Source organism: Caulobacter sp. GW821-FHT10F06, from assembly GCF_058809215.1.
On record NZ_JBXASK010000003.1, the window covers coordinates 440,427 to 465,356 of the forward strand.

The 24,930-nt window shown below is 69.3% G+C and carries 19 protein-coding genes and 3 pseudogenes; 7 read left to right on the forward strand and 15 right to left on the reverse strand.

Going from position 1 to position 24,930, the window contains the following annotated elements; genetic code table 11:
• From AC1RUS_RS08415 to AC1RUS_RS08465, 11 genes and pseudogenes are all read right to left on the reverse strand, one after another.
• Positions 1–639, reverse strand: coding sequence for a chemotaxis protein CheX (locus AC1RUS_RS08415; protein WP_492914932.1), 639 nt, complete (start codon positions 637–639; stop codon positions 1–3).
• Positions 636–1,019: a response regulator transcription factor gene (locus tag AC1RUS_RS08420; RefSeq protein WP_492914934.1), complete on the reverse strand. Its 384-nt coding sequence runs from the start codon at positions 1,017–1,019 to the stop codon at positions 636–638. The genes AC1RUS_RS08415 and AC1RUS_RS08420 overlap by 4 nt, the downstream gene beginning before the upstream one ends.
• 47 nt (positions 1,020–1,066) lie before the next feature.
• On the reverse strand, positions 1,067–1,330 hold the full coding sequence (locus AC1RUS_RS08425; protein WP_492914936.1) for a hypothetical protein: 264 nt from the start codon (positions 1,328–1,330) through the stop codon (positions 1,067–1,069).
• Complete coding sequence (locus AC1RUS_RS08430) at positions 1,327–1,740, reverse strand: chemotaxis protein CheW (protein WP_492915302.1); 414 nt, start codon at positions 1,738–1,740, stop codon at positions 1,327–1,329. The genes AC1RUS_RS08425 and AC1RUS_RS08430 overlap by 4 nt, the downstream gene beginning before the upstream one ends.
• A pseudogene (locus AC1RUS_RS08435) lies at positions 1,741–2,289 on the reverse strand (ATP-binding protein); the annotation flags it as partial. It lies immediately after the preceding gene.
• A gap of 18 nt (positions 2,290–2,307) precedes the next feature.
• A pseudogene (locus AC1RUS_RS08440) lies at positions 2,308–3,228 on the reverse strand (Hpt domain-containing protein); the annotation flags it as partial.
• Positions 3,229–3,239: 11 nt separating this feature from the next.
• Entirely contained in the window at positions 3,240–4,097 is an 858-nt protein-coding gene (locus tag AC1RUS_RS08445; protein WP_492914938.1) for a CheR family methyltransferase, read from the reverse strand.
• Positions 4,094–5,200 carry a protein-glutamate methylesterase/protein-glutamine glutaminase gene (locus AC1RUS_RS08450; RefSeq protein WP_492914940.1) on the reverse strand — a complete coding sequence of 369 codons (1,107 nt, stop codon included), beginning with the start codon at positions 5,198–5,200 and terminating at the stop codon, positions 4,094–4,096. Before AC1RUS_RS08450 ends, AC1RUS_RS08445 begins: the two co-directional genes overlap by 4 nt.
• Positions 5,197–6,633, reverse strand: coding sequence for a chemotaxis protein CheW (locus tag AC1RUS_RS08455; protein WP_492914941.1), 1,437 nt, complete (start codon positions 6,631–6,633; stop codon positions 5,197–5,199). Before AC1RUS_RS08455 ends, AC1RUS_RS08450 begins: the two co-directional genes overlap by 4 nt.
• Before the next feature lies 1 nt (position 6,634).
• A complete protein-coding gene (locus tag AC1RUS_RS08460) occupies positions 6,635–7,777 on the reverse strand; it encodes a methyl-accepting chemotaxis protein (RefSeq protein ID WP_492915304.1) in 1,143 nt (380 codons plus the stop codon).
• Positions 7,778–7,885: 108 nt separating this feature from the next.
• Positions 7,886–8,086, reverse strand: a pseudogene (locus AC1RUS_RS08465) (methyl-accepting chemotaxis protein); the annotation flags it as partial.
• 798 nt (positions 8,087–8,884) lie between these two features.
• Between AC1RUS_RS08465 and AC1RUS_RS08470 the strand changes: the two are divergent.
• Genes AC1RUS_RS08470 through atzF form a run of 5 tightly spaced genes read left to right on the forward strand, consistent with a single transcriptional unit; the run spans position 8,885 to position 16,212 of the window.
• Positions 8,885–9,337 (forward strand): CopG family ribbon-helix-helix protein, encoded by a 453-nt coding sequence (locus AC1RUS_RS08470; RefSeq protein ID WP_492914943.1) that lies wholly within the window; start codon positions 8,885–8,887, stop codon positions 9,335–9,337.
• 2 nt (positions 9,338–9,339) lie between these two features.
• Entirely contained in the window at positions 9,340–10,164 is an 825-nt protein-coding gene (locus tag AC1RUS_RS08475; RefSeq protein ID WP_492914945.1) for an urea amidolyase associated protein UAAP1, read from the forward strand.
• An 8-nt stretch (positions 10,165–10,172) separates the two neighbouring features.
• Positions 10,173–10,802 (forward strand): urea amidolyase associated protein UAAP2, encoded by a 630-nt coding sequence (locus AC1RUS_RS08480; protein WP_492914947.1) that lies wholly within the window; start codon positions 10,173–10,175, stop codon positions 10,800–10,802.
• A gap of 5 nt (positions 10,803–10,807) precedes the next feature.
• Positions 10,808–14,428, forward strand: a complete 3,621-nt coding sequence (gene uca / locus AC1RUS_RS08485; RefSeq protein ID WP_492914949.1) for an urea carboxylase — start codon at positions 10,808–10,810, stop codon at positions 14,426–14,428.
• Positions 14,425–16,212, forward strand: a complete 1,788-nt coding sequence (atzF, locus tag AC1RUS_RS08490; protein ID WP_492914952.1) for an allophanate hydrolase — start codon at positions 14,425–14,427, stop codon at positions 16,210–16,212. The genes uca and atzF overlap by 4 nt, the downstream gene beginning before the upstream one ends.
• Positions 16,213–16,478: 266 nt before the next feature.
• Here the strand turns inward: atzF and AC1RUS_RS08495 are convergent, their stop codons facing one another.
• The 3 genes from AC1RUS_RS08495 to AC1RUS_RS08505 all read right to left on the reverse strand — a co-directional run bounded on the left by AC1RUS_RS08495 (position 16,479) and on the right by AC1RUS_RS08505 (position 19,377).
• Complete coding sequence (locus tag AC1RUS_RS08495; RefSeq protein WP_492914954.1) at positions 16,479–17,240, reverse strand: ABC transporter ATP-binding protein; 762 nt, start codon at positions 17,238–17,240, stop codon at positions 16,479–16,481.
• A gap of 1 nt (position 17,241) precedes the next feature.
• Positions 17,242–18,060 carry an ABC transporter permease gene (locus AC1RUS_RS08500; protein ID WP_492914956.1) on the reverse strand — a complete coding sequence of 273 codons (819 nt, stop codon included), beginning with the start codon at positions 18,058–18,060 and terminating at the stop codon, positions 17,242–17,244.
• A 207-nt stretch (positions 18,061–18,267) separates the two neighbouring features.
• Positions 18,268–19,377, reverse strand: a complete 1,110-nt coding sequence (locus AC1RUS_RS08505; RefSeq protein ID WP_492914959.1) for a putative urea ABC transporter substrate-binding protein — start codon at positions 19,375–19,377, stop codon at positions 18,268–18,270.
• Between the two features lie 392 nt (positions 19,378–19,769).
• Here AC1RUS_RS08505 and AC1RUS_RS08510 point away from each other — a divergent pair, with 392 nt between their 5' ends.
• Complete coding sequence (locus tag AC1RUS_RS08510; RefSeq protein WP_492914960.1) at positions 19,770–21,149, forward strand: tetratricopeptide repeat protein; 1,380 nt, start codon at positions 19,770–19,772, stop codon at positions 21,147–21,149.
• Positions 21,150–21,284: 135 nt separating this feature from the next.
• Positions 21,285–23,609, forward strand: a complete 2,325-nt coding sequence (locus AC1RUS_RS08515; protein WP_492914962.1) for an enoyl-CoA hydratase-related protein — start codon at positions 21,285–21,287, stop codon at positions 23,607–23,609.
• A gap of 19 nt (positions 23,610–23,628) precedes the next feature.
• Here the strand turns inward: AC1RUS_RS08515 and AC1RUS_RS08520 are convergent, their stop codons facing one another.
• Positions 23,629–24,807, reverse strand: coding sequence for an acyl-CoA dehydrogenase family protein (locus AC1RUS_RS08520; RefSeq protein WP_492914964.1), 1,179 nt, complete (start codon positions 24,805–24,807; stop codon positions 23,629–23,631).
• Between the last annotated feature and the right edge of the window lie 123 nt (positions 24,808–24,930).

A 24,930-nucleotide genomic window follows, 5' to 3' on the forward strand; every position in this document is an offset into this window, starting at 1 on the left:
TCAGCCGACATCGCCAACGACCCGCTCGATGAAATCGGCGATCAGACCCTTCAGCGCCTGTAGCGACGGCAGGTCCATCAGCATGGCGATGTAGCCGCGGATGTCGCGGTCGTTGATGGCGAAGTTGATGTAGAGAAACAGCACCACGCCGCCGGTCGGACTGCCGGGCAGCAGGTTGAACAGCGTCGAGCCGTCGCCTCGGATCACCTCGGGCAGCGACATCGTCAGGGGCCGCTGCAGCATGTTGGCCATGGTCGCCAGGCAGCTGTTGAGCACCACGTTGCCGGTCTCGGCCAGGGCCTCCTGTTCCATGTCGGCCGCGTCGTCGGCCGACAGCACGCCGCCCGTCACCGCGTGGACCAGCGCCATGCTGTTGGACTGCGGGAAGATCAGCAGAGCCCGGCCCGAGAACACGCCTTCGAAGTCCTGGCGCACCGCGACGAGGTCGCCGCTTTCGCGCTCGTGGATCAGGATCGTGGCGCCTTCGCGGGTCACGACCTCGACCGACGGCACCGACAGCAGCACTTGCTCGCCCACCATCTTGCGCAGATTGGCCGCCGCCCGGCTGACGCCGATATTGACCAGTTCGGTCAGGGCGTCGAGTTCCAGATCGTCGAGCAGGATGGCGTGACCGCTCATTGCGTCGACGACTTCAGCCGCAGCGCGGCGCCGGACAGGAAGCCGCGCATGCCCTCCTCGGTCACTGGCTTGGCGATGAAGGTCGCGTTGGCGGCCCGGGCGCGGGCGATGATCTCGTCCTGCACGTTGGCCGTGGCCACTGCGATCGGCATGGTCGGGAAGCGCTCGCGCAGTTCCTCGGCCAGGGCCAGGCCGTCGCGGCCAGGCATGTTGTAGTCCAGGATCGCCAGGTCGATGGACTGGCCGTCGAACGCCGCGATCGCCTCGTCAGCGTTGCTGGCCTCGACGCGAGTCCAGTCGGGCTGCAGCGCCGCGATGGCCTTGCCCAGGACGATGCGCGCCAGCTTGCTGTCATCCACGATGAGAACGGTCGTCCCCATGAATCTGCATCTCCCTATGTCGCGCGCACCCTGCGCCGCGATGAAAACTATAGTCCAGCTCTATCGGAAGGACGCTCGCCGGCCAGGGCGGGCAACAGCCGATTTCTCAGAAAATCATCGTCCGGCAACCCGACGATCCGTGGCTGGAAAGCCATGATCGCCTGGACGACCGCGGCATGCAGGCCTTCGCATGCGGACAGATCCAAAGCGGAATCGTGATCGCCTTGTAGCAGAGCTGTGAGCGGCTCTGCGTCCTCCACCCGACAGACGCCGTGCAGGCGGATCATTAAACCGTCGCGGGCGATTGTCATAGGATCAACTCCCCCGGATCGAGGATCATCAGCACGGCTCCGTCCGCAAGCAGGGTTGTTCCCATGACCCCCGGCGCGCCGGCCAGAAGCCCGGTCATCGGCCTGACCGCCGCGTCCATCCGGTCCACGATCGCATCGACCGAGAAACCTACCAGTTCGCCGCGCGCGCGGGCCACCACGACCCGCTCGGCGGACCGCGCGTCTGACACGGCTCCGTCGACAAGCTCTCCCAACGCCACCAGGGGGATCACCTTGTCGCGCAGCTGGAACGCCCGTCCAGCGCGCACGGGCACGATGCGTTCGGCCGACAGCCGAACGGTCTCGACAACCGTGTCCAGCGCCAGGCCGTAGCGCTCGGGACCACACGCCACGATCATCACCTTGGTCAGGACCATGGTGATGGGCAGCATGAACCGCACCGCCGAGCCCTGGCCCGGTGCGCTATCGACGACCACCCGTCCGCCCAGCTTGACGGCCGCGTCGCGGACCACGTCCATGCCGACCCCGCGACCGGACACCGCGCTGACCTCGGCGGCGGTCGAGAAGCCGGGGGTGAAGATCAGGTCGATGGACGCCTGGGCGTCCAGCGCGTCGGCGTCTCCCTGGCTCAGAAGGCCCCGTTCGACCGCGATGGCGCGGATGCGGGCCGGATCGACGCCCGCGCCATCGTCGCGGAGCTCGATGATCACCTGATCGGCCGTGGCGCTGGCCGACAGCCTGATGACCGAAGCGGCGGGCTTGCCCGCCCGGGCGCGGGCCTCGGCGGGTTCGACGCCATGATCGATCGCGTTGCGCAGGACGTGCAGCAACGGCTCGAACAGGCCATCGACGATGGCCTTGTCGACCTCGATCTCGCCGCCGGAGACTTCCAGCCGCACATCCTTGCGCAGGGCTCCAGCGATCTCGCGCGTCAGACGATGGAAGCGACCGAACAGCGGACCCAGCGCGACCAGCCGCACCTTGCCGACGGTCGCGTGCAGGTCGCCGACCAGCCGGTCCAGCCTGGCCTGCTGGCCGCGCAACGCCTGGCCCAAAACCAGGCCGCCCGGCAGGGCCTCGACCTGAACCGCGAGGTCCAGAAGGCCGTTCTTGGCGATGACGAGGTCGTCGGCCAGGTCGGCCAGCCGGTCCACCCGTTCGGCGTCGATCCGCAGCGTCTTGCGGGCCGCGTCGCCGCCCGACGGCGCGACGGGCTCGCTGGGGGCCAGGTCGAGCAACTCGACCTGATCGGCCACGAACCGAAACACCGCCTCGACCTCGGCGCGCGTCGCCGTCGAAACGGCTTCAAGCACCAGGTTGCAGGCATAGGGATCGTAGTCGCCCAGCGGTCCCCAAGGCTCGCGCGGCGAGATTTCCAGCCCCGTCAGTCCAGGGACGGCCGCCATGATCGCCACGGGATCGTCGCCCGAGAAATAGCTGTCGGCGCGCGGCGTATAGCGGATGGCCAGAGACCCCTTCGCCCGGAACGCGGCCGGCGGGCTCCAGCTGGGCTGAGCCACAGGCGGCGCGACGTCGACGGACGCGCTGACCGACGCAACGAGATCCCGAAGGCGACGGCCTTCCGTCTCACCGATGCGCTCGGCGTCGGCGGGCAGCGCGCCGGTGCGCTCCAGCGCGTCCAGCCAGCGGTCGACGTGGTCCACGACGCTGAACAGCGCCTCGAAATCCTCCGCCACGCCGGTCCGTTCCGAGCGCAGCAGGCTCAGCAGATCCTCGGCCGCGTGCAGCATCAGGCCCATCGGCGCCAGGTCGAAGAGCCCCGTAGAGCCCTTCAGCGTGTGGATCGCGCGGAAGCAGCCGTCCAGGGCGTTGGCGTCGTCGGGCCGGCGCGCCAGCGTGGCCAGGTCGTGCTCGGCGCTGGCGACCAGTTCGCGGCCTTCGCTGAAGAATTGGGCCATCAGGTCGTCGGTCACGGGGCGCCTCCCGGACGCTGGAAGACGATGGCGTCCTCGAACCTTCGCACCAGGAATCGGTCGCTGATCCGGCTCATCGATTCCGTATGGCCCAGGCAGAGATAGCCGCCGGGATTGAGCCGGTCGTAGAGGTTGTTGGCGGCCACCAGCCGCGAGGCGTCGTCGAAATAGATCAATACGTTGCGGCAGAAGATGACGTCGAACTTCCCCTGCTCCGTCAGGCTCGATCCATCGATGAGATTGGCCTGGGTGAAGGTCACCGACTCCCGCAGATCTTTGATCAGCTTGCGGCGGTGCCGGCGGACGGGCTCGAAATAGGCTTCCACGACCTCGGACGGCAGGCGCGACAGCGCGCGTTCGCCGTAGAGGCCATCATGGGCGGATATCAAGGCGCGGGTGTCGATGTCCGATCCGACGATCTCGACGTTGTAGGCGTCGACCATGCGCCAGTTCTCAAGCAGCCAGATCGCGATCGAATAGGCTTCCTCGCCCGTGGAGCAAGGCGCCGACCAGATCCTGATCTTGTCGCCCGGACGGCGTGAGATGATCACGTCCGGCAACAATGAGCGGCTCAGGCAGGCCAACTGATGTTCTTCGCGATAGAAGTAGGTCTCGTTGACGGTGAAGGCGTTGACCAGCGTCTGCCGCTCGTCGGCGTCGGCGCGCAGCAGGTTGAAATAGGTCGCGAAGTTCCGACATCCCGTGACCACGATCCGGTCGGCCAGTCGCCGCTCGATATAGTATCGCTTGTTCTCGCCAAACTGCATGCCGGTCAGGCGATACAGCACCTCGCAGACCCTCTGTAGGTCGTCGGCGCTCAGATGCGCCTGCTCGGATGTCGGGGGCGGGCTCACCCGGCCCCGACCATGTCCAGGATGTGCCCGGCGATGTCGTCCAGCGGCGCCACCACGTCGGCTCCGTGAGCCCTGACCAGCTCGCCCGGCATGCCCCAGACCACGGCGGTCTCCTCAGCCTCGGCGATCGTGCGTCCGCCGGCCGCGTGCAGGTCGGCCATGGTCCGCGCCCCGTCATTGCCCATGCCGGTCATCAGCACGCCGACGATCCGCTCGGGCGGCATGGCGCTGACGGCGCTGGCGACCAGACGATCGACGCTCGGATGCCAGCGATGCTCGGGGCTCGACGGGGTCGAGAGCGCCACGGGACCCGTAGCTCGGCGGCTGACGGTCATGTCGGCGTCGCCTCTGGCGATATAGACGCATCCGGGAACCAGCGGGGTCGGCCGGGTGACCTCGGTGACCCGCAGCGGACAAAGGCCATCCAGGCGCCGCGCCAGGGACGAGGTAAACGCGGCGGGCATGTGCTGCGCCACCAGGACGGGCCAGGGAAAGTCGGCCGGAATCTCGGACAGCACGGTGTCGAGCGCCGGGGGGCCGCCCGTCGACGTGCCGATGATGACCAGGCCCGGCGGCGTTCCGGCCGGCGCGGGCTTCCACGCCGCCTTGGCCTTAGCCTTGGCGCGCGGCGGCGTTGGGGGCGGCGCGGCGCGCGCGATCGCGTTGTGGCGCGCCCGCAGGCGTTCGGCCAGCCGATGCGATCGCCGCAGGCGCGACGCCGCTGCCGTCATGACCTTCTCGATCAGGATCGGGGCGAAGTCGTCGATCGCCAGCGACACAGCCCCGCCCGGCTTGGCGACGAAGTCGACCGCGCCGAGCTCCAGGGCTTCCAGCGTCGCGTCGGCCCCCTCCGCCGTCAGCGACGACACCATCACGACCGGACAGGGCCGCTCGATCATGATCCGGTCAAGGCAGCTGAGGCCGTCCATGCGCGGCATCTGGACGTCCAGCGTGATCACATCCGGCTTGAAGGCGTGAACCTGTTCCAGGGCCTCCACACCGTCGCGCGCGAAGGCCACCTCGAACCCCGGCTGGTCTTGGAAAACCTCGCCCAGCACGCGCCTCATCAGGGCTGAATCGTCGACAACCAGCAGTCGGGTCACGAGGCGTGCGACTTCGCCGTCAGGTCGCGCAGAAGATCGGCCTCGGCGCGATCGAGCAAGGCGCGCGGATCGATAAGCAAGATGACGTCCCCCTCGCGCTCCACCCGGGCGGCGCGGTCGAACAAACGGTCGCCGTCGTCCGACAGTTCCGGGGCTGGCATCAGATCCTCCGCCTCGACCTCGAGGATGCGCGAGACCGCGTCGACCGCGAACCCGGCCTGCAGGCGGCCCAGCGTGACGATCACCACCCGGCGCGCCTCGCCCGTCACCTCGCCGGCCACCGAGAAGCGCTGGCGCTGGTCGATCACCGGGATCACCGTCCCACGCAGGTTCATGACGCCCTGCACGTAGGTGGGAGCCTTGGGCAGGCGCGTCAGGGTCTCGGGAAGCCGCACCACCTCGTCGACCGCGGCGATCGGCAGGCCATAACTTTCCTCACCCAGGCGGATCACCAGGAAGCGCTCGCGCGTCGTCGCGGAGGTGGTGCTGGCCATGGCCATGTCCTTCTGGTCGGCCGCCTCGGGAAGCAGCCGCGAAATGCGCTCGTCGGCGAGCACGCGGTCAGGCGACAGGATCGAGACCAAGCCCCGTCCGTCGGGCAACCGCAGAACCTGGTCGATCCGCGCCTCGCCGCCACCGCGATTGAACAGGCTCGGCGCGGGTCCGACGGCGTCGCGAGACGCGCGCAGGATGATGCTGACGCGATCGACCAGCAGGGCCAGCCGCTGCGCGCCGATCCGCACCACCACGACCCGGTCGTCGGCTTGCACGCCTCGCTCGGCCAAGCCCAGCAGCCCCCGCAGCGAGACGACAGGCAACACAGCGCCGCGCAGGTCGAAGACGCCGATCAGGATGTCCTCGGTGCGCGGCAGGGCGGCGATCGCCTTGGGGACCGACATCACCTCCGCGACCGTATCCAGCGGCAGGGCGTAGTCCTGTCCCGCCAGGGTGAAACCCAGGAATGCCAGATCCTCGCTGACCTTGGCCGCGACGGCGGCGACCTCGCGATCGGGGGCCCGGCGCGACGTGCGGAACGCCGCGAAACGGGCCTGCAGCGCCGCGTCGAGATCGAACCATCGCGCGCCGCTGGCGTCGTCCAGCAGCAGCTTGCCATGCTCGGGCGCGGCGTCGTCGGCGTTCGTCGACTTCAAAGCCTCAATGGCGTTGACGGCCAGGCCGATCGGCGGATCCCGGCGCAGCACCACCACCCGTGTCGTGTCGGCCTGGGTGTCGTCGCCCAGCAGGGCGCCCAGCGACACGATCGGCAGCACAACGCCCCGGAGGTGCGTCACGCCCAGCAGCCCCGGCGGACCATGGGGCATTCGCGTGATGCGCGGCGCGCGGATCACCTCGGCGACGCCCGAGGCGGCTATGGCGACCCGCGAGCCGCCGGCGCGGACCGTCAGACGCTGATGGGTCTCGGCGACCGACACCTCAGCCTTCCGAGGCTTGCTGCAGCTCGCTGGCCAGAAGCGCGATTTCCTCGATCGCAGCCGCCAGATCCTCGGCGCTCTGCGACTGCTGTCGCGCTGCCGCCGCGGCCTGGGCGGCGGCGCTGCTGGCCTCCTCGGCGGCCGCCGCGATCTGGCTGATTCCGGTCAGCACCTGGGTGCTGGCCGAGAGGATGTCCTCGGCGCCCTTGGCGATATCGTCGGCGCCCGCCTTCAGCGTGGCGGTGTCGGCGGCGGCCTGGGCCAGGCGCGCCTCGATCGCCCGGTTCTTGTCGAGCTCGGCCGCGGCCAGGCCGCTGATCTGGTCCACTTCACGACGGACCTTGGCGATCTGGCCGACGATGCTGGACACCAGGTCCTTGACCGTGTCGGCGTTGTGCGAGGCGTCGCGCGCCAGGCTGCGGATGTCTCCGGAGACCACCGCGAAGCCGCGTCCCGCCTCGCCGGCCCGCGCCGCTTCCACGGCGCCGCTGGTGGCCAGCATGGTGGTCTGCACGGCGACAAGACCTAGGCCATCGACGATCTTGCCGATCGAACCGGCCAGCCCCTCCAACTCCTCGATGGTGGCCAGCACCGCGTCGTTCTCGGCGACCGAGGTCTCCACGCCGACCGCCAGCCGTTCGACGGCCTCGCGACTGGCGGCCAGCATCTCCTGCATCGTCGCCACCCGCTGGGCGGTGCCAATGGCGTTGGCGCTGGCGCTGCGCGCCGCCTTCTCGATCTCTTCCATGGCCGAGCTGGCCTGCTGAGTGGCCGCCGCCTGGATCTGCGCCCCGCGGCTGATCTGGTCGATCGCCACGAGGATCTCGCCGGCCGCTCCGGACAGCTCCTGCACCGTCGCCGAAAGCTCCTCGGACGCCGCCGCCGCTTCCTGAGCCGCCTCGCCGTCGGCCCGCCCGCCGACGAGCATCTCGATCATCTCGGCCAGGGCGTCGGACGCCGTCTGGCTCTGCTCAAGAGACTGGCCCTGCTGCTGAACCGCGCGCTGCGCCTCGGCGGCGGCCGACGCCTGCTCCTCGGCGGCGCTGGACACGCTCTCGGCGCCGCGTCGCGTTTCATTCGCGGCGCCCACGGCCTCCACGGCGGAGATCAGGATCGCTTGGCTGTCCTCGCCCAGGATCGCCATTTCCCGGCGCACCAGCCCTAGGGTCTCGCTGACCTGGGCTCCGGCCAGGGCCTCAGACTCGGCGGTGGACGCCGAGGCGCGCAGCCGATCGGCGGCGTCCCGCACGGTCTGGGCGATCCGTTCGGCGAGCGCTTGCACGTCCTGAGACCGCTTTTCTGAAGACTCGGCCAAGGCGCGCACCTCGTCGGCGACCACGGCGAACCCGCGCCCCTCATCGCCGGCCCGCGCGGCCTCGATGGCGGCGTTCAGGGCCAGGAGGTTGGTCTGGTCGGCGATGTCGGCCACGCTCTTGGTGATCTCGCCGATCCGCGCCGCGTGCCGCTCCAGCGCTTCGATGAAGCCCACGCTAGCCAGCTGCCGCTTGGCGTTGGCGTCGACCGCCCGGACCGCGGCGTCGATGGCCACGCCGGACTCGGCCAGCAGGGTCTGCAGAAGGTCGGCGCGCTGGCGCGAGGTCTCGGCCCGCTCACGCGCCTGTTCGAAATTGGCGCTCATGGCGGTGACGGCGGCCAGGGATTCATGCGCGGCGCCCGCCGCCTCCTCCGCCCCGCTGGCGATCTGAGCCAGGGCCCGGCGCAGTTCCTCGACCGCGCTGGACGCCTCGGTGATGCCGCCGGCCAGTTCGAGGGTCGCCGCGCCGATCCGCTCGCTGGCGTTCTGGCGGCGAGACAGCGTCCTGCGAACGGGCTGGCGTTTCGGAGCCTCGGCCTCCGTCGGCTCGGCGAGCGGCTTCTTCCGCGTCTTCGAACGCGAAGCCAACATCGTCGTCTTCACCAAAGCCATCGTTCGCCCCCCAAGGCGACAGAGTCGCCGTACACCACTGATACTGCCACACGCCGACGGAGCGCATTGCGTTCTTCGAGTCGCAGCGAACGAAGGCGCTCAACGGCGCGCGAAGGCAAGCTTGACCATGGAGCGGAACGTGGAGTCGGGCGCCCGGTTCCCGGCGCTGGAACTTTTTGTGCGAGCCCGCTCGCCGGCGGCCACGCGGCCGACCTGACGTCCGCGAGGCGCCCTTCCGCCCAATCTTCAGGCGCCGGCGGCTTCGATCTGCATGAGGAATTATTACGACTTGCGAATTGCGTAATACCATCTCAACTGGGATGCATGGATACGCCCCCGTCCCCCGCCCTGGCGCGACTGAGCATCAGCCTGCCGGCCGAACTCTTCGCGCAGCTGGACGCCATGGTCGCCGAACGCGGCCTGCCCAGCCGTTCGCAGATGATCGCCGAACTGATCCGCCACGAACTGGCCGAGCATAGCGCCGAACGCCCCGACGCCGTCCTGGCCGGCACCATCACCCTGATCTACCGCGCCGAGAACGGCCGCGTCCGCCACGCCTTGGCCCAGACCCAGCTGGGCTATGTGAAGGAAGTGATCTCGGCCCAGAACGTCTTCCTGGAAGATGACCAGGCCATGGAGGTGTTGCTGGTCCAGGGCCCGTTCGAGCGCCTGCAGCAGCTGTGCGACGATCTGCGCAAGGTGCGCGGCGTGCAACAGATCAAGCTGGTCACCACCACCGCCCTGCTGCCGCCGCTGCATTTCCACGGCGAGGACTGAGCATGAGCGGCACCGCCAACCCCTACGCCGCCCAGGCCCACGCCCGCGCCCAGGCCGGAACGCGCGCCGAGGCCATGCCGACCATCCCCGCGACCTCGGCGGTCGACCTGCCGGAAGGCGTGGTGGCCGCCGACGTGGTCTGGGACGAAACGATCGCGCCCGGCGGCTACGCCAGCCGCCAGATCGCCCGCGGCACCCGTCTTCGCCTGACGGACCTCTTCGGCGACTCCAGCCCGTCGCTGCTGCTGCTCAACGCCGAGCGCCCTATCGAGCGGCTGAACATCGCCGACACGCTGAAGGTCCAGTGGAACGGCTATCTGGGCCAGGGCCGCCTGTTGCTGTCCGACATGGGCCGCGTGCTGGCCAGCCTGGTCGAGGACACCGCCGGGACCCACGACGCCTTCTGCGGCGCGTCCAACCAGGCCAGCAACGCCCGCAAGTATGGCGACGGCTTCAATCACGGCGACCATCCCAACGCCCGCGACCGCTTCTCGCTGGGCGTCGCCAAGTTCGGCCTGGGCCGCAAGGACATCCATCCCTGCCTGAACCTCTTCAAGGAGGTGCGGGTCGCCCAGGGCGGCGAGACGATCATCGACATCGGCCCCTATCCGCCCGGCCGATTCGTGACCCTGCGGGCCGAAATGGACCTGATCGTCGTGGTCGCCAATTGCCCGCATGTGCTGGACCCGCGCCCCGAATACGCGGTCAGCCCGCTGCGGGCCACCGCCTGGCGCGGCCCGGTCACGCCCGAGGCCGACCCGATCCGCAATGCGACGCCGGAGGGCCTGCGCGCCTTCCTGAACGTCGAAGACTATTACCGTCGCTGAGGGCCGCCATGACCGCCTCACCTCCTCCCCTCGCCGGCGCCGTCGTCCACGACGAAGTGGTGCCCGCTCGCGCACCCTGGCTGCACACGGTCAAGGCCGGCCAGACCCTGCGGATCGTCGACCTGGAGGGCAACCAGGCCGTCGATTTCCTGGCCTACAGCGCCGCCGACGACGCAGAACGCTACAGCGCCCAGGACACCATCGCCGCCCAGGGCAACGTCTTCTTGCGCGAGGGCTCGGTGCTGGTGTCCAACGAAGGCGCGCCGATGATGACGGTGACCGCCACGGCGGTGGCCTATCACGACACCATCGGCGGGGCCTGCTCGTGCGAGAGCAACACCTTGCGCTATGGCCACCACACCAAGGCCCAGCATGCCTGCGTCGAGAACTTCCTGATCGCCAACGCCCGCCACGGACGCGGCAAGCGCGACATGGTCAGCAACGTCAACTGGTTCATGAACGTGCCGGTCGAGGCCGATGGCGCCCTGGGTATCGTCGACGGCATCTCGGCCCCCGGCCTCTATGTCGACCTGCGGGCGGAGATGGACGTCGTGGTGGTGGTGTCCAACTGCCCGCAGATCAACAACCCCTGCAACGGCTTCAACCCGACGCCCGTGCGCATGATCGTGGCCGAGTAGTTCTCATGTTCGACAAGGTCCTGATCGCCAATCGCGGCGCCATCGCCTGCCGGATCATCCGCACCCTGAAAGCCATGGGCGTGAAGTCCGTGGCGGTGTTCAGCGACGCCGACGCCGGATCGCTGCACGTCAGCCTGGCCGACGAAGCGGCGCGGATCGGCCCCGCGCCAGCCGCCGAAAGCTATCTGCGCGGCGACCTGATCCTGGCGGCGGCCAAGGCGACCGGCGCGCAGGCCATTCACCCGGGCTATGGCTTCCTCAGCGAAAACGCGGGCTTCGCGGAAGCTTGTGAAGCGGCGGGGATCGCCTTCATCGGCCCCACCGCCGCCAACATCCGCGCCTTCGGCCTCAAGCACACCGCCCGCGATCTGGCCCAGGCCCACGGCGTGCCCCTGGCGCCCGGCACCGACCTGCTGGTCGATCCGCAAGCCGCCTTGGCGGCCGCGCAGCGCATCGGCTTCCCGGTGATCCTGAAGGCCACGGCCGGTGGCGGCGGCATCGGCATGCGGGTCTGCGAGAGCGCCGAGGCGGTGACCGAGGCCTTCGCGGCCGTCCAGCGCCTGGCGACCGGCAATTTCAGCGACGGCGGCGTCTTCCTCGAGCGCTATGTGCGCCAGGCCCGACACGTCGAGGTGCAGGTGTTCGGCGATGGGGCCGGCAAGGTCGTGGCCCTGGGCGAGCGCGACTGCTCCCTGCAACGTCGTAACCAGAAGGTCGTCGAGGAGACCCCCGCCCCTGGTCTGCCCGCGATCACTCGCGCGGCCCTGTTGGACGCCGCCGTGCGCCTGGCCCAGGCCGCCGACTACCGCTCGGCCGGCACGGTGGAGTTCCTCTACGACGCCGAGCGCGACGATTTCTTCTTCCTGGAAGTCAACACCCGTCTGCAGGTCGAGCATGGCGTCACCGAGCAGGTGACGGGCGTCGACCTCGTCGAATGGATGGTGCGCGGCGCGGCCGGCGATTTCGCCTTCCTCGACACCCCGCCGCCCCAGCCCAAGGGCGCGTCGATCCAGGTGCGGCTCTATGCCGAGGATCCGGCCCAGGACTATCGCCCCAGCTCCGGCGTGCTGACAGAGGTGTCGTTTCCCGAGGGCGTCCGCGCCGACGGCTGGGTGGTCGACGGGACCGAGGTCAGCGCGTTCTATGACCCGCTGCTGGCCAAGCTGATCGTCACCGCGGCCGACCGTCCAGCAGCTGTGGCGGCGCTGCAGGCGGCGCTCGACGACACCCGCCTGGCCGGGATCGAGACCAATCTCGACTGGCTGCGATCCGTGGTCCGCAGCGAGCCCTTCACCAGCGGCCAGGTCTCGACCCGCGCCCTGGAGACCGTGACCTGGACGCCCGACACCATCCAGGTGCTCAGCGGGGGTCCGGCGACCACCGTGCAGGACTGGCCAGGCCGCCAGGGCTATTGGGACGTCGGCGTGCCGCCTTCGGGCCCCATGGACGCCCTGGCCTTCCGGCTGGGCAACCGCCTGCTGGGCAATGGCGAGGACGCCGCCGGGCTGGAGATCACGGCCCTCGGCCCAACGCTGAAGTTCAATCGCCCCGCCTTGGTCTGCCTGGCTGGCGCGACATTCGACGCCAAGCTCGATGGCATTCCTGTCGAGGCCTATGCGCCCCTCAAGATCGCCGCCGGCCAAACCCTCAAGATCGGTCGCGTAGTCGGCTCTGGCCTGCGCGGCTACCTGCTGTTCCAAGGCGGGCTGGACGTGCCGACCTATCTCGGCAGCCGCTCGACCTTTACCCTGGGCGGCTTCGGCGGCCATGCCGGCCGCAACCTGACGGCAGGCGACGCCCTGCGCCTGCTGGACGGCGACGGCGAGACGGCCTCCCCGTTGGCTCTCCCACTGCGGCCGGAAACGACCCAGGCCTGGACCATCCGCGTCCTGCCCGGCCCGCACGGCGCGCCGGACTTCTTCACGGCCGAAGACGTCGCGATGATCGGCGGCACGGATTGGAAGGTCCACTACAACTCCAACCGCACCGGCGTGCGGCTGGTCGGACCCAAGCCCGAATGGGCGCGGCGCGATGGCGGCGAGGCCGGGCTGCACCCCTCCAACATCCACGACAACGCCTATGCCATCGGCGCGGTCGACTTCACCGGCGACATGCCGATCATACTGGGTCCCGACGGCCCTTCGCTGGGCGGCTTCGTCTGCCCGTTCGTGATCATCCAGGCCGATCTCTGGAAGGCGGGACAACTGGCGCCGGGCGACACCGTGCGCTTCGCGGTCGTCGATGACGCGGCGGCGGCCCTGGCGCTGGAGGAGCAGGAAGGTTTGCTGGCCGACCTGGACATCCCCGCCGGCAAGGCCGTCTCGAAAACGGTCGCTGCCGACAGCCCGATCCTGGCCGAGCTGCCGCAGGACGGTCACCGCCCGCGCGTGCTCTACCGCCGCCAGGGCGACCAGCACCTGCTGGTCGAATACGGCCCCATCGTGCTGGACCTGGAACTGCGCCTGCGCATCCACGCCCTGCTGCTGGAGTTGCAAGCCCTGGCCCTGCCTGGCGTCATCGACATGACCCCCGGCATCCGCTCCCTGCAGGTCCACTACGACAGTCGCCGCCTGACCCAGGCCGCGCTGCTGACCGCCCTCACCGCCGCCGAGGACCGACTGGGCGGCCTCGACGATTTCGAGATCCCGTCGCGCGTGGTCGACCTGCCGCTGAGCTGGAAGGATCCCGCGATCTACCAGACCATCGACAAGTACATGCAGGCCGTCCGCGACGACGCGCCCTGGTGTCCGGACAACATCGAGTTCATCCGCCGGGTCAACGGCCTGGAGAGCATCGACGACGTCCAGAAGATCGTCTTCGACGCCCGCTACCTGGTGATGGGCCTGGGCGACGTCTATCTGGGCGCGCCGGTCGCCACGCCGGTCGATCCCCGCCACCGGCTGGTGACCACCAAGTATAACCCCGCCCGCACCTGGACCCCGCCCAACGTGGTCGGCATCGGCGGGGCCTATATGTGCATCTACGGCATGGAGGGTCCGGGCGGCTACCAGCTGTTCGGGCGCACCATCCAGGTCTGGAACACCTGGCGGCAGACCGAGGCCTTCACCGACGGCAAGCCCTGGCTGCTGCGCTTCTTCGACCAGATCCGCTTCTTCCCGGTCAGCGCCGACGAACTGGTCGAATGGCGGCGCGACTTCCCGCTGGGCCGCCGGCAGATCCGGATCGAGGAAGAGACCTTCCGCCTCTCCGACTACCGCAAGATGCTGGCCGATAACGCCGCAAGCATCGAGGCCTTCCAGGCCACGCGCCAAGCCGCCTTCGACGCCGAGCGCGCCGACTGGGAGGCCAAGGGCGAGTTCGCCCGGGTCGAGGCCCTGTCCAGCGTCGCCGACGACGCCGGCGAGACGGTGACCATCGTCGCCCCCGACGGCAGCGATCTGGTCGAGGCGCCGCTGGGCGGCAACGTCTGGAAGGTGCTGGTCGAGCCCGGCCAGCGGGTCGAGGCCGGCGCGGTGATCGCCGTCATCGAGGCCATGAAAGCCGAGGTCGACGTTAACAGCCTGACGGCCGGCGTCGTCACCGCCCTCTACGCCCAGCCCGGCCAGGCCATCGCCGCCGGCGCGCCGATCGTGGCCATCATCGCGGATGTGGAGGCGGCGGCATGAGCGACTTCGCCCGCCTGTCCGTCACCACGATCGCCGGCGCCGTCAACGGCGGCGGCAGCGCAGTCGAGGTCGCCCAGGCCGCGCTGGACGCCGTCGCCGCCTATGATCTGATCCAGCCCCAGGCCTGGATTCTGCGCCTGCCCGCCGAAGCCGTGCTGGCCAAGGCCCGCGCGGTCGAGGCCCGCATCGCCGCGGGCGAGACCTTGCCCCTGGCCGGCGTTCCGTTCGCGGTGAAGGACAATATCGACGTCGCCGAACTGCCCACCAGCGCCGCCTGCCCCGCCTTCGCCTATGCGCCCGACCGCTCCGCGACCGTCGTCGAGCGCCTAGTCGCCGCCGGGGCGGTGCTGATCGGCAAGACCAATCTGGACCAGTTCGCCACCGGCCTGGTGGGCGTCCGCAGTCCCTATGGCGCGCCGCTGTGCGTGTTCGACCAGGACTATGTCAGCGGCGGCTCGAGCTCGGGTTCGGCGGTCGCCGTGGCGGCGGGTCTCGTGGCCTTCGCGCTGGGCACCGACACCGCCGGCTCGGGCCGGGTGCCGGCCGCCTTCAACCACCTGATCGGACTGAAGCCGTCGAAAGGCCGCTGGAGCACCCGCGGCCTCGTGCCAGCCTGCCGCTCGCTGGATTGCATCAGCGTGTTCGCCGCCGATCTGGCCGGAGCGGCGCTCGTCGACGAGGTGCTGACTGGCTTCGACGTCGAGGACGACTATTCGCGCCGCGCGCCCGCCACGACCCCGACCTCGCCGACAGGAGCTTTCCGCTTCGCCGTGCCTCGTCCAGACCAGCGCCTGTTCATGGGCGACGAGCAGTCCGCCGCGCTCTACGCCGCCGCCATCGAACGCATGACGGCGGCCGGCGGCATGGCCGTCGAGATCGACATCGCCCCGCTGCTGGACTGCGCCAAGCTGCTCTACAGCGGCCCCTGGGTGGCCGAGCGCACCGCCGCCGTTGAGGACCTGCTGCGCGACAAGCCCGGCGCGATCCATCCGACGGTGCGGTCCATCGTCCAGGGCGGCGTGGCGGTCAGCGGCGTCGAAACCTTCAAGGGCCTCTACGCCCTGGAGGCCTATCGCCGCGCCGCCGAGCCGATCTGGGACGTGGCCGACGTGATGCTGCTGCCCACGGCCCCGACCATCTACCGCCTGAAGGAAGTGTTGGCAGAGCCGATCGCGCTGAACGCCAATCTCGGCCTCTACACCAATTTCGTGAACCTGCTCGACATGAGCGCCCTCGCCGTTCCGGCCGGCTTCCGCGAGAACGGCACGGGCTTTGGCGTCACCCTGATCGGACCGGCTTTCGCCGACCGCGCGCTGCTGGCCCAGGCCGAGCGCTACCTGGAGACCTTTCCCATGGCCGACACGCCTCCCCTGGACCTGACGCCGCGCAAGCCGGGCGTGAAGCTGGCCGTGGTCGGCGCCCACCTCGCCGGCATGCCGCTGCATTGGCAGCTGACCTCGCGCGAGGCCCGACTGGTCGCGGCGACCAAGACCGCCCGGGCCTACAAGCTCTACGCCATGGCCGAGACCACGCCGCCCAAGCCGGCGTTGATCCACGTCGGCGACGGCGGCGCGTCGATCCTGGTCGAGGTCTATGAACTGGATTTCGAAGCCTTCGGCAGCTTCACGGCGGAGGTCCCCGCGCCGCTGGCGATCGGCACCGTGACCCTTGAGGACGGAACCTCGGTCAAGGGCTTCGTGGCCGAGCCGCGCGCGCTGGACGGCGCCGCCGACATCACCGCCTTGGGCGGCTGGCGGGCCTATATCGCGTCGCTGGCGGGCTGACCGCGACTTCGATTGCTGCATCGCAAAATGAAAAAGCCCGCGAACTGAGTTCGCGGGCTTTTCGAGGCCTATGAAGGCTTGTTCGAACTTTTCGACGCCTTAAGCGGCGGCGCGAGCGGCCTTGAGGGCCGAAAAGGTCAGGACGATCAGGCTGAACATCGTTGAATCCAATTTCGTGGCGGAAGACAAGATCGTCTCCCGATGCCGCCTATATAGATGACAACGTTGTCAGTTCAAGACGTCATGCTGCGGTGCAGCGTCGCAGGTCAGCCGCCCAATCCAACCAACGCCTCGGGCCCCACAGCGCCCGGCTTGTCGAGCGGGAAATCATAGACCGCCGTCGAGCCGTAACGGTGTGGCGCGTGCGGATCGCGGCGACGCTTGTCGAAGGCCAGCACCCGGGTGCCCAGCTTGAAGGCCTCCTTGATGTCGTGCGTGACCATCATGATCGTCAGGCCGTGCTCGCGCCAAAGGCTGGTGAGCAGCTCGTGCATGTCCAGGCGCACGCCGGGATCGAGAGCGCCGAACGGCTCGTCCAGCAGCAGGATACGCGGCTTCTTGATCAGCGCCTGGGCGATGGCCAGGCGCTGCTGCATGCCGCCAGACAGCTGGGCCGGATAGACGTCGCCGCTGTCACCCAAGCCGACGGCGGCCAGCATCCGGTCGGCCTGCTCTTCCGCCGCCCGGCGCTTGGCGCCCGACAGCCGTCCCCGGAACGGCGAGCCTTCGCAATCGAGGCCGAACACCACGTTGTCGCGGGCGTTCAGGTGCGGAAACACCGAGTACTTCTGGAACACCACGCCCCGGTCGGGGCCCGGTTCGGCGCGCAGCTTGCGGCCGTCCAGATCGATCGCGCCCTTGGTCGGGGCCTCCTGACCCAGGGCCAGGCGCAGGAAAGTGCTCTTGCCGGCTCCGGACGGACCGACGATCGAGACGAAGCTGCCCTGGACGATCGACAAGTCGACGCGCTCGAGCACGACCTTGTCGCCATATTCCACCCAGACGTCGCGGAAGGTCAGCAAGGCCATCTCAGCGGCTCCGCACCGGATGGGCCCACGGATAGGCGCGCTGGCTGATCAGGCGCAGGACCACGTCCATCAGCACCGCCAGGATCGAGATCCAGACGACGTAGGGCAGTATGATGTCCATCGACAGATAGCGGCGGACCAGGAAGATCCGGTAACCCAGACCGACGTCGGCGGCGATCGCCTCAGCCGAGATCAGATAGACCCAGGCCGGGCACAGCGACAGGCGCAGGCTGTCGATCAGGCGCGGCATGGCTTGAGGCAGGGCGACCCGCAGGGCCAACTGCCAGGTGCTGGAGCCCAGAGTCTGGGCCTTGACCAGCTGCTCCTCGGGAATGGCGGCCACCTGAGCGGCCAGGTCTCGGACCATGACCGGCGTGATGCCGATGACGATCAGGGCGATCTTGGCGGTCTCGCCCAGACCGAAGACGATGAACAGGATCGGCAGCACCGCGATCGGCGGCACCACGGCGACGGCCGCCACCAGCGGCCCGAACTTGGCCCTCAGCAGAGGCAGCAGCCCCAGTCCGAGACCAAGAACCAGCGCGACACCCGTCGAGATCACCAGGGCGACGCCGATCCGCTTCAGGCTGGCAAGGGTGTCGACCAGCAGGGGCGCATCGCCGGTCAGCGGGTCGACCCGGGCCATCATCTGAACCGCCTCGACCATGGCCGTTGGGGTCGGCAGCAGCTTGTCGCGCGGGTTCTCGGCGTGACGGGCCTGGGAGGCCATCAGATAGACCAGCGCCACGGCCAGCAGCGGCAGCAGGCCCAGCAGCACGCTGAGGCCGCCCCGGGGTCTGACATTCAGCAAGCGAAGCATGGGGCGGGTCTGGGTCCTGGTCTCTGTAGAGGGGCCGCTCCCGGTGTTGGGCGGGAACGTCCGGGGTCAGGCTTGCGTGTTCCTTGAGCGGCCCGAAAACCTCATCCTTCGACAAGCTCAGGATGGGGTTTCGACTGCCAGGGCCTTGGAAGTGGTCCTCATCCCGAGCCTATCGAAGGACGAGGACCATGCACGGCCTTTTGCCTCCTACAGCTTTCCGTCGGCGGCCTGCTGCACGTAGGTCGTGTCGAAGCGCAGCTTCACATTGGCCGGATTGCCCAGGGTCTTGCCGCCCGGGAAGCTGATGCCGATGTCGTCCACCGACTTCGCGCCCTGGCCGAACAGGCCCATGCTGAAGCTGAACTTGCGGACCCGGTCATTGGCGGTGACCAGATCCGGGCTGACCGTGGCGGCCAGGGCGGCCTTCGGGTCGGCGTACAGATAGGTAGTCTTCAGCTGGCTCTCGAAGCTGGCGAGATCCGACCCCGACAGCTTGGCCATCGCCTCGCGGGCGGCCTTGCCCTCGGGGGTCTGGGCCACCGTCAGGGCCAGGGTCTCATACCAGATGCCGGTCAGGGCCTTGCCGAGGTTCGGGTTGGCCTTCAGCGCGTCGGTGCTGACCATCAGGCCGTCGAGGATCTCGCCGGGGATCTTGGAGCTGTCGAACACCTCGGTCGCGCCGGGCATCTTCTTCACTTCCGACAGCTGCGGGTTCCAGGTCACCAGGGCCTTGGTGTCGGCGGCGCTGTAGGCGGCGACGATGTCGGCGTCGGAGGTGTTGACCGTCTTGACGTCGGCCATCTTCAGACCGGCCTTTTCCAGGGCCCGGGCCAGCAGGTAGTGCGAGACCGACAGCTCCACGAGGTTGACCGGCCGGCCCTTGATGTCGGCCAGGGTTGCGCCGTTCTTCAGGATGACGCCGTCATTGCCGTTGGAATAGTCGCCGATCATCAGGACGGTGGTGTCCTTGCCGGCGGCGGCGGGCACGGTCAGGGCGTCCATGTTGGTAGCGGTGACGCCGTCTAGCTTGCCCGCCGAGAACTGGTTCAAGGACTCCACGTAGTCGTTGATCTGCACCAGCTCGATCTGCAGGCCGTACTTGTCGGCCCACTTCTTCACGATGCCCGACTGCTGCGCGTAGGCCCAAGGCATCCAGCCGGCATAGATCGTCCAGCCGATCTTGTAGTCAGTCTTGACCGCCGCCGCGGCGGGAGCCTCAGCAGTCTTCTCTGCGGGCTTGGGTCCGCATGAGGCCAGGGCCAGGCAGGACACGGCCATGGCGGCGATGAAACGCTTGCGGGTGAACAAGGCACTCATGAGCGGGCTCCCTCGAATTTCCTGAGAACCACGATCTGCATATTACGATTTGGCGCAATCGTAATACTGGCAACATCCCGCCCCGCCCGTTCCGCGAGGCCCTGGCTGCCAAAAAAGCGGGCCGTCCGGCGGGGCGATGCTCTTTCCCGCGCCGTTTCCCGAAGCACCGACGCCACGCGATGCAAGGCTTTGGCTTCCGCAAGGCGAGGCCGCACGTTGCGGGCAGGCCATGGATGGAGCCGGACCATGCTGGACATCGCTCGCAACGTTCGCCGCCTGCTGCACCTGGCGCTCAGCGCCCGCGCGAACCGCTACTGGATGAACCCGACGACCTGACGCCGGCCCATACGTCACCAGAGGACGCGGCCGCCGAGCCTCGCTAAGGTGGCGACATGCGCGTCGACTATCTTGGAAACCCGACCTCCTGCGCCAGCCACGCCGCCCAAGCGGCGGTGGACGATTTCGTCGCCGGCTTCCTCGCCTACGAGACCCGCGCGGCCAACATCCTGGCGGCGGCCGACGCGGCGCCCGACGAGCCCCTGCTTAACGCCTATGCGGCCATCCTCTGGCTGTTGCTGGAAGCGCCCGAGGCGGCGGCCCGCGCCGCGCCTTATCTGTCCCGTGCGACCAGGGCGCTGGACCGCGCCCATCCGCGCGAACGCCAGACCATATCCTTCGTTTCGGCCTGGTCGAGCGACGACCTCCCCCACGCGCTGGCGATCGCCGACGACATTCTTGAGGCCTGGCCGCGCGACCTGCTGATGCTGAAGCTGCGGCAGTACCACGACTTCAATCGCGGGGACTTTCCCGCCATGCTGCGCGCGGCCGCCCGCGCCGCGCCGGCCGCGTCAGACGTCCCCCACCTGCACGGCATGCTGGCCTTCGCCTACGAGCAGTGCCACCTGCTGGAAGAGGCCGAGGCCGCCGCCCGTCTGGCCTTGTCCCTGCAGCGCAAGGAGCCGTGGGCGCAGCACGCCCTGGCCCATGTGCTGCTGACCCAGGGCCGCATCGACGAAGGCGTCGCCTTTCTCGAGGGGGTGCGCGACACCTGGATCGACCTGAACTCGTTCATGGACACCCACCTGTGGTGGCACCTGGCGCTGTTCTATCTGAGCCAGGGCCGGTTCGAGGCGGCGCTGGCGGTTTATGACGACCACTGCTGGACCCAGGCCAAGGACTATTCGCAGGACCAGATCGGCGCCGTCTCGCTGCTGGCGCGGCTGGAGCTGGCCGGCGTCGACGTCGGCGAGCGATGGCGGGAGGTGGCCGACCACCTGGCCGCGCGTGGAAACGACGTCGTCCAGCCATTCCTGTCGCTGCAATATCTCTATGGCCTGGCCCGCGCCGGTCGCCCGGAGGCGACGGACCTGCTCGCCGCGATCCGGAGCGCGGCGCATGAAGCGCCCGAGTTCGTCCGCGAGACCTGGCGCGACGTCGCCGTACCCGCGGCGGAAGGCCTGGTCGCCTATGTCCGCGGCGACCACGAGGCGGCGCTTCGCGGCTTGCGCGCGGCCCTGCCCCGCCTGATCGACATTGGCGGCAGCCATGCCCAACGCGACCTGTTCGACCAGATCTTGCTGGACGCCCTGATCCGGTCGGGCCGCTTGTCCGAGGCGCAACAGACCCTGGAGCTGCGCCGAGGTTTCGACCCCGACGGCGTGCCGATCAACACCGCCCTCGCCGACATCTACGACCGCCTCGGCTTGCCCGCCGAGGCCGCCAAGGCCCGTACGCGCGTTACGCGACGGCAGGCGTCCGCAGCCCTAACCTGAACGGATTCCTGCGCGATTTCACGAGCTTACGGAAGGGAAAGCGGCCCGAAAGCGCTCGCCAGCTTTTAGTCGGTCGATTAAGATTCGTCTCGAAACCAGAGCCGCACCAAGCGGACCGTTCGGGAGCTGACCCACATGCGCGATCCCAAGTTCATCCCCGTGATCGTCGGCGTCGGCGAGGCGCTGGATCGCCCGGCCGACCTGAGCGCGGCGCTGGAGCCGGTGACGCTGATGGCCCAGGCCCTCAGGGACGCGGAGCAGGACAGCGGCGGTCGGTTGCTGAACCAGGTGGACTCGCTGGACCTCGTCGGCCTGGTGTCCTGGCGCTACGTCGATCCGGTCGGCCTGCTCGCCGAGCAGCTGGGCATCCAGCCGGCGCGCAAGACAAACGCCAGCATGGGCGGCGAGACTCCTATCCGCCTGATCCATGACGCCGCCCTGCGGATCGCGGCCGGCGAGCAGCGCGCGGCGGCCATCGTCGGCGGCGAGGCCATGCACAGCGCCGCCAACGCCCGCAAGACCAAGACGCCGCTGAACTGGACGCCCCTGGCCGCCCCCGAGGACGCGGTGCGCTTCCCGTCCAGCCGCTACGCGCTCAGCAAGTCAGCCCAGGCGCTGGCCATGCACGACCCAGCGCAGATCTATCCGCTCTACGAAATGGCGGCGCAGCATGGCTGGGGCCAGACGCCCGCCGAGGCCCAGGCCGAGTCCGCCGCCCTGTGGGCGCGCTATGCCGGCGTCGCGGCGCAGGCTCCGAACGCCTGGATCCGGACCGCGCCGGACGCCGGCCAGATCGCCGAGGTCTCCGATCGCAACCGGATGATCAACTGGCCCTATCCCAAGCTGATGGTCGCCAACCCCACCGTGAACCAGGCCGCCGCGATCCTGGTCACCAGCCTGGCCTTGGCGCGCGAAGCCGGTGTGCCGGAGGATCGGATCGTCCACCTCTGGGGCGGCGCGGCGGCCAGCGAGCCGGAAGACTATCTGCTGCGCGACAGCTTCGCCCACAGCACCGCCCAGCAGGCCGTGCTAGAGGCGGCCGCCGCCTCGGTCGGCGCGGCCGCGCGGTTCGACCATCTCGAGCTCTACAGCTGCTTCCCCGTGGTGCCGAAGATGGCCCTGCGAACCCTTGGCCTGGAAGACGCCGACATTGCGCCCACGGTCACCGGCGGCCTGACCTTCTTCGGCGCGCCGCTGAACAACTACATGACCCACGCCGCCGTCGCGATGGTCCGCAAGCTGCGGGAAAATCCCGGCGAACTGGGCCTGCTCTACGGCCAGGGCGGCTACGTCAACAAGCACCACGCCCTGATCGTCAGCACCGCTCCTCCAGTCGCCGACCTAGCCGGCGACTATTCGGTGCAGGCCCAGGCGGAGGCCCGGCGGGGCCCCATTCCGCGCCTGGTCGAGCGCCACGAGGGCGAGGCCACGATCGAGACCTATACGGTGCGCTTCGCCCGCGACGGCGCGCCCCAGGACGGCGTCGTCGTCGCGCTCACGCCGGCCGGCGATCGCCTGATGGCCCAGGTCGCGGCGGACGACGCGGAGTCCATGGCCCTTCTGCTGTCGATGGAGCGGTCGGCGATCGGGACCTCGGGCCATGTGCGGACCGACGTCTACGGCAAGTCGATCTGGGAGGCCGGCGCCCGGCGCGACCGGACCGCGCGCGACTGGACGTTCGCCAAGGTCGAGCGCATCGACCATCTGACCATCGTGACCATCAACCGCGCCGAGGTGATGAACGCGGTGCACCCGGCCGCCAACGCCGAACTGGCCGAGATCTTCGACGCCTTCGCGGCCGATCCCGATCAGTGGGTGGCGATCCTGACGGGAGCCGGCGACAAGGCCTTCTCGGCCGGCAACGATCTGAAGTTCACCGCCGAGGCCATGGCGCGCGGAGAGTCGGTCGATCCGCCCCTGGCCGGGTTCGGCGGCCTGACCTCGCGGTTCGACCTGGACAAGCCGGTGATCGCCGCCGTCAACGGCCTGGCCATGGGCGGCGGCTTCGAGATCGCCCTGGCTTGCGACCTGATCATCGCCTCGGAGGACGCCGTGTTCGCCCTGCCAGAGCCCAAGGTGGGGCTGGCGGCGCTGGCGGGCGGCCTGCACCGTTTGCCGCGCCTGATCGGCCTGAAGCGCGCCATGGGCATGATCCTGACCGGCCGCCGGGTCTCGGCCCAGGAAGGTCTGGCGTTCGGCTTCGTCAACGAGGTCGCCCCTGCCGCCGAGGTGATGGCCGTGGCCCGCCGCTGGGCCGAAGAGATCGCCGCCTGCAGCCCAATGTCGATCCGCGCGTCCAAGCAGACCGTGCATCGCGGACTCGACGAGGCCACGCTGGCCGACGCCTACCGCAACCAGTCGGCCTATCCCGCCGTGAAGGCCCTGTTCCGCTCGGCCGATGTGCGCGAGGGTCCGCTCGCCTTCGCGCAGAAGCGCAAACCGCAGTGGAAGGGACGCTGATCTCGTCCCGACTGGACGTCTAGGCGATCGGCCGCGCGGACGCGGTCGCGTCGCGCTTGATCTTCTTGGCCAGGCTCCATTTGTGAACCTCGGTAGGCCCGTCATAGATCCGGAAGGCCCGGACCTCGCGGAACACCTGCTCGACGATGGTGTCGCCGCTGACGCCCGTCCCGCCCATCACCTGCACGCAGCGATCCGCGATGCGCATCAGGGCCTCGCTGACGGCGACCTTGGTCATCGAGCTTTCGGGGATGCCCGCCGCGCCACTGTCGAGCACGCCGGCGCACCAGTCGATCATCAGCTCGGCCTGCTTCAACTCGATCAGGTTGTCGGCCAGCATGAAGCCGACGCCCTCGTGGTCGATCAGGGACTTGCCGAACGCCTGCCGGCGCACGGCGTAGTCGGTGGCGATCTCGTGAGCCCGCGTGCAGGCGCCCAGCCAACGCATGCAGTGGGTCAGGCGCGCGGGCGCCAGGCGAACCTGGGCCAGCTTGAAGCCGTCGCCGGGCTCGCCCAGCACCTGATCGTTCGAAACCCTCAAGCCTTCGATGGCCACGATCGCGTGACCGCCGGGCATGGAGCTGTCGATGGTGTCCAGCACCCGTTCGATCCGCACCGCCGGGTCGGGCAGGTCGACCAGGAACAGCGTCGCGCCCGCCTCAGCCTTGGCCATGACGATGCCAACCGCCGCGCCTTGGGCGCCGGTGATGAAGGCCTTGCGGCCGTCGATGATCCAGCCGTCGCCGTCGCGCCGCGCCGTGGTGCGCATCATCGACGGGTCGGACCCCGCCCCGCCCTCATCGGCCGGCTCGGTCATGAAGAAGGCCGAGCGCGCGCGGCCCGCGACCAGCGGATCCAGGAACCGCTCGCGCTGAGCGGGCGTCGCGACCCGGCCGAGCAGGAACATGTTGCCTTCGTCCGGCGCGGCGACATTGACGGCCGGCGGGCCCAACGGCGACAGGCCGGCTGCGCGCAGCACCTTGGCGGTGTCCAGGTGCGACAGGTGGCGACCATCCGGCAGGATGTGCGGGGTCAGCACGCCGAACGCATCGGCCTTGGCGCGAAGCTCCCCGATCAACGCGTCGGACGGCCCGTGCGCCCCCAGGCGCGGATCGCGTTCGTAGGGTACGACGACGTCGCGCACGAAGGCCTCGACGCGTTCGGCGATCTCGGCCCCTTGGCCGTGGACGATATCCATCAGGCGCGCTCCAGCATGTTGACGACGTCGGTCGAGAACGAACCGCGCCGCCCCACCGCACAGTTCGGCGCGTCGCGGGTCAAGGCTGCCGCTTCGGAACTCGGCGCATCCGTCATGCAGGCT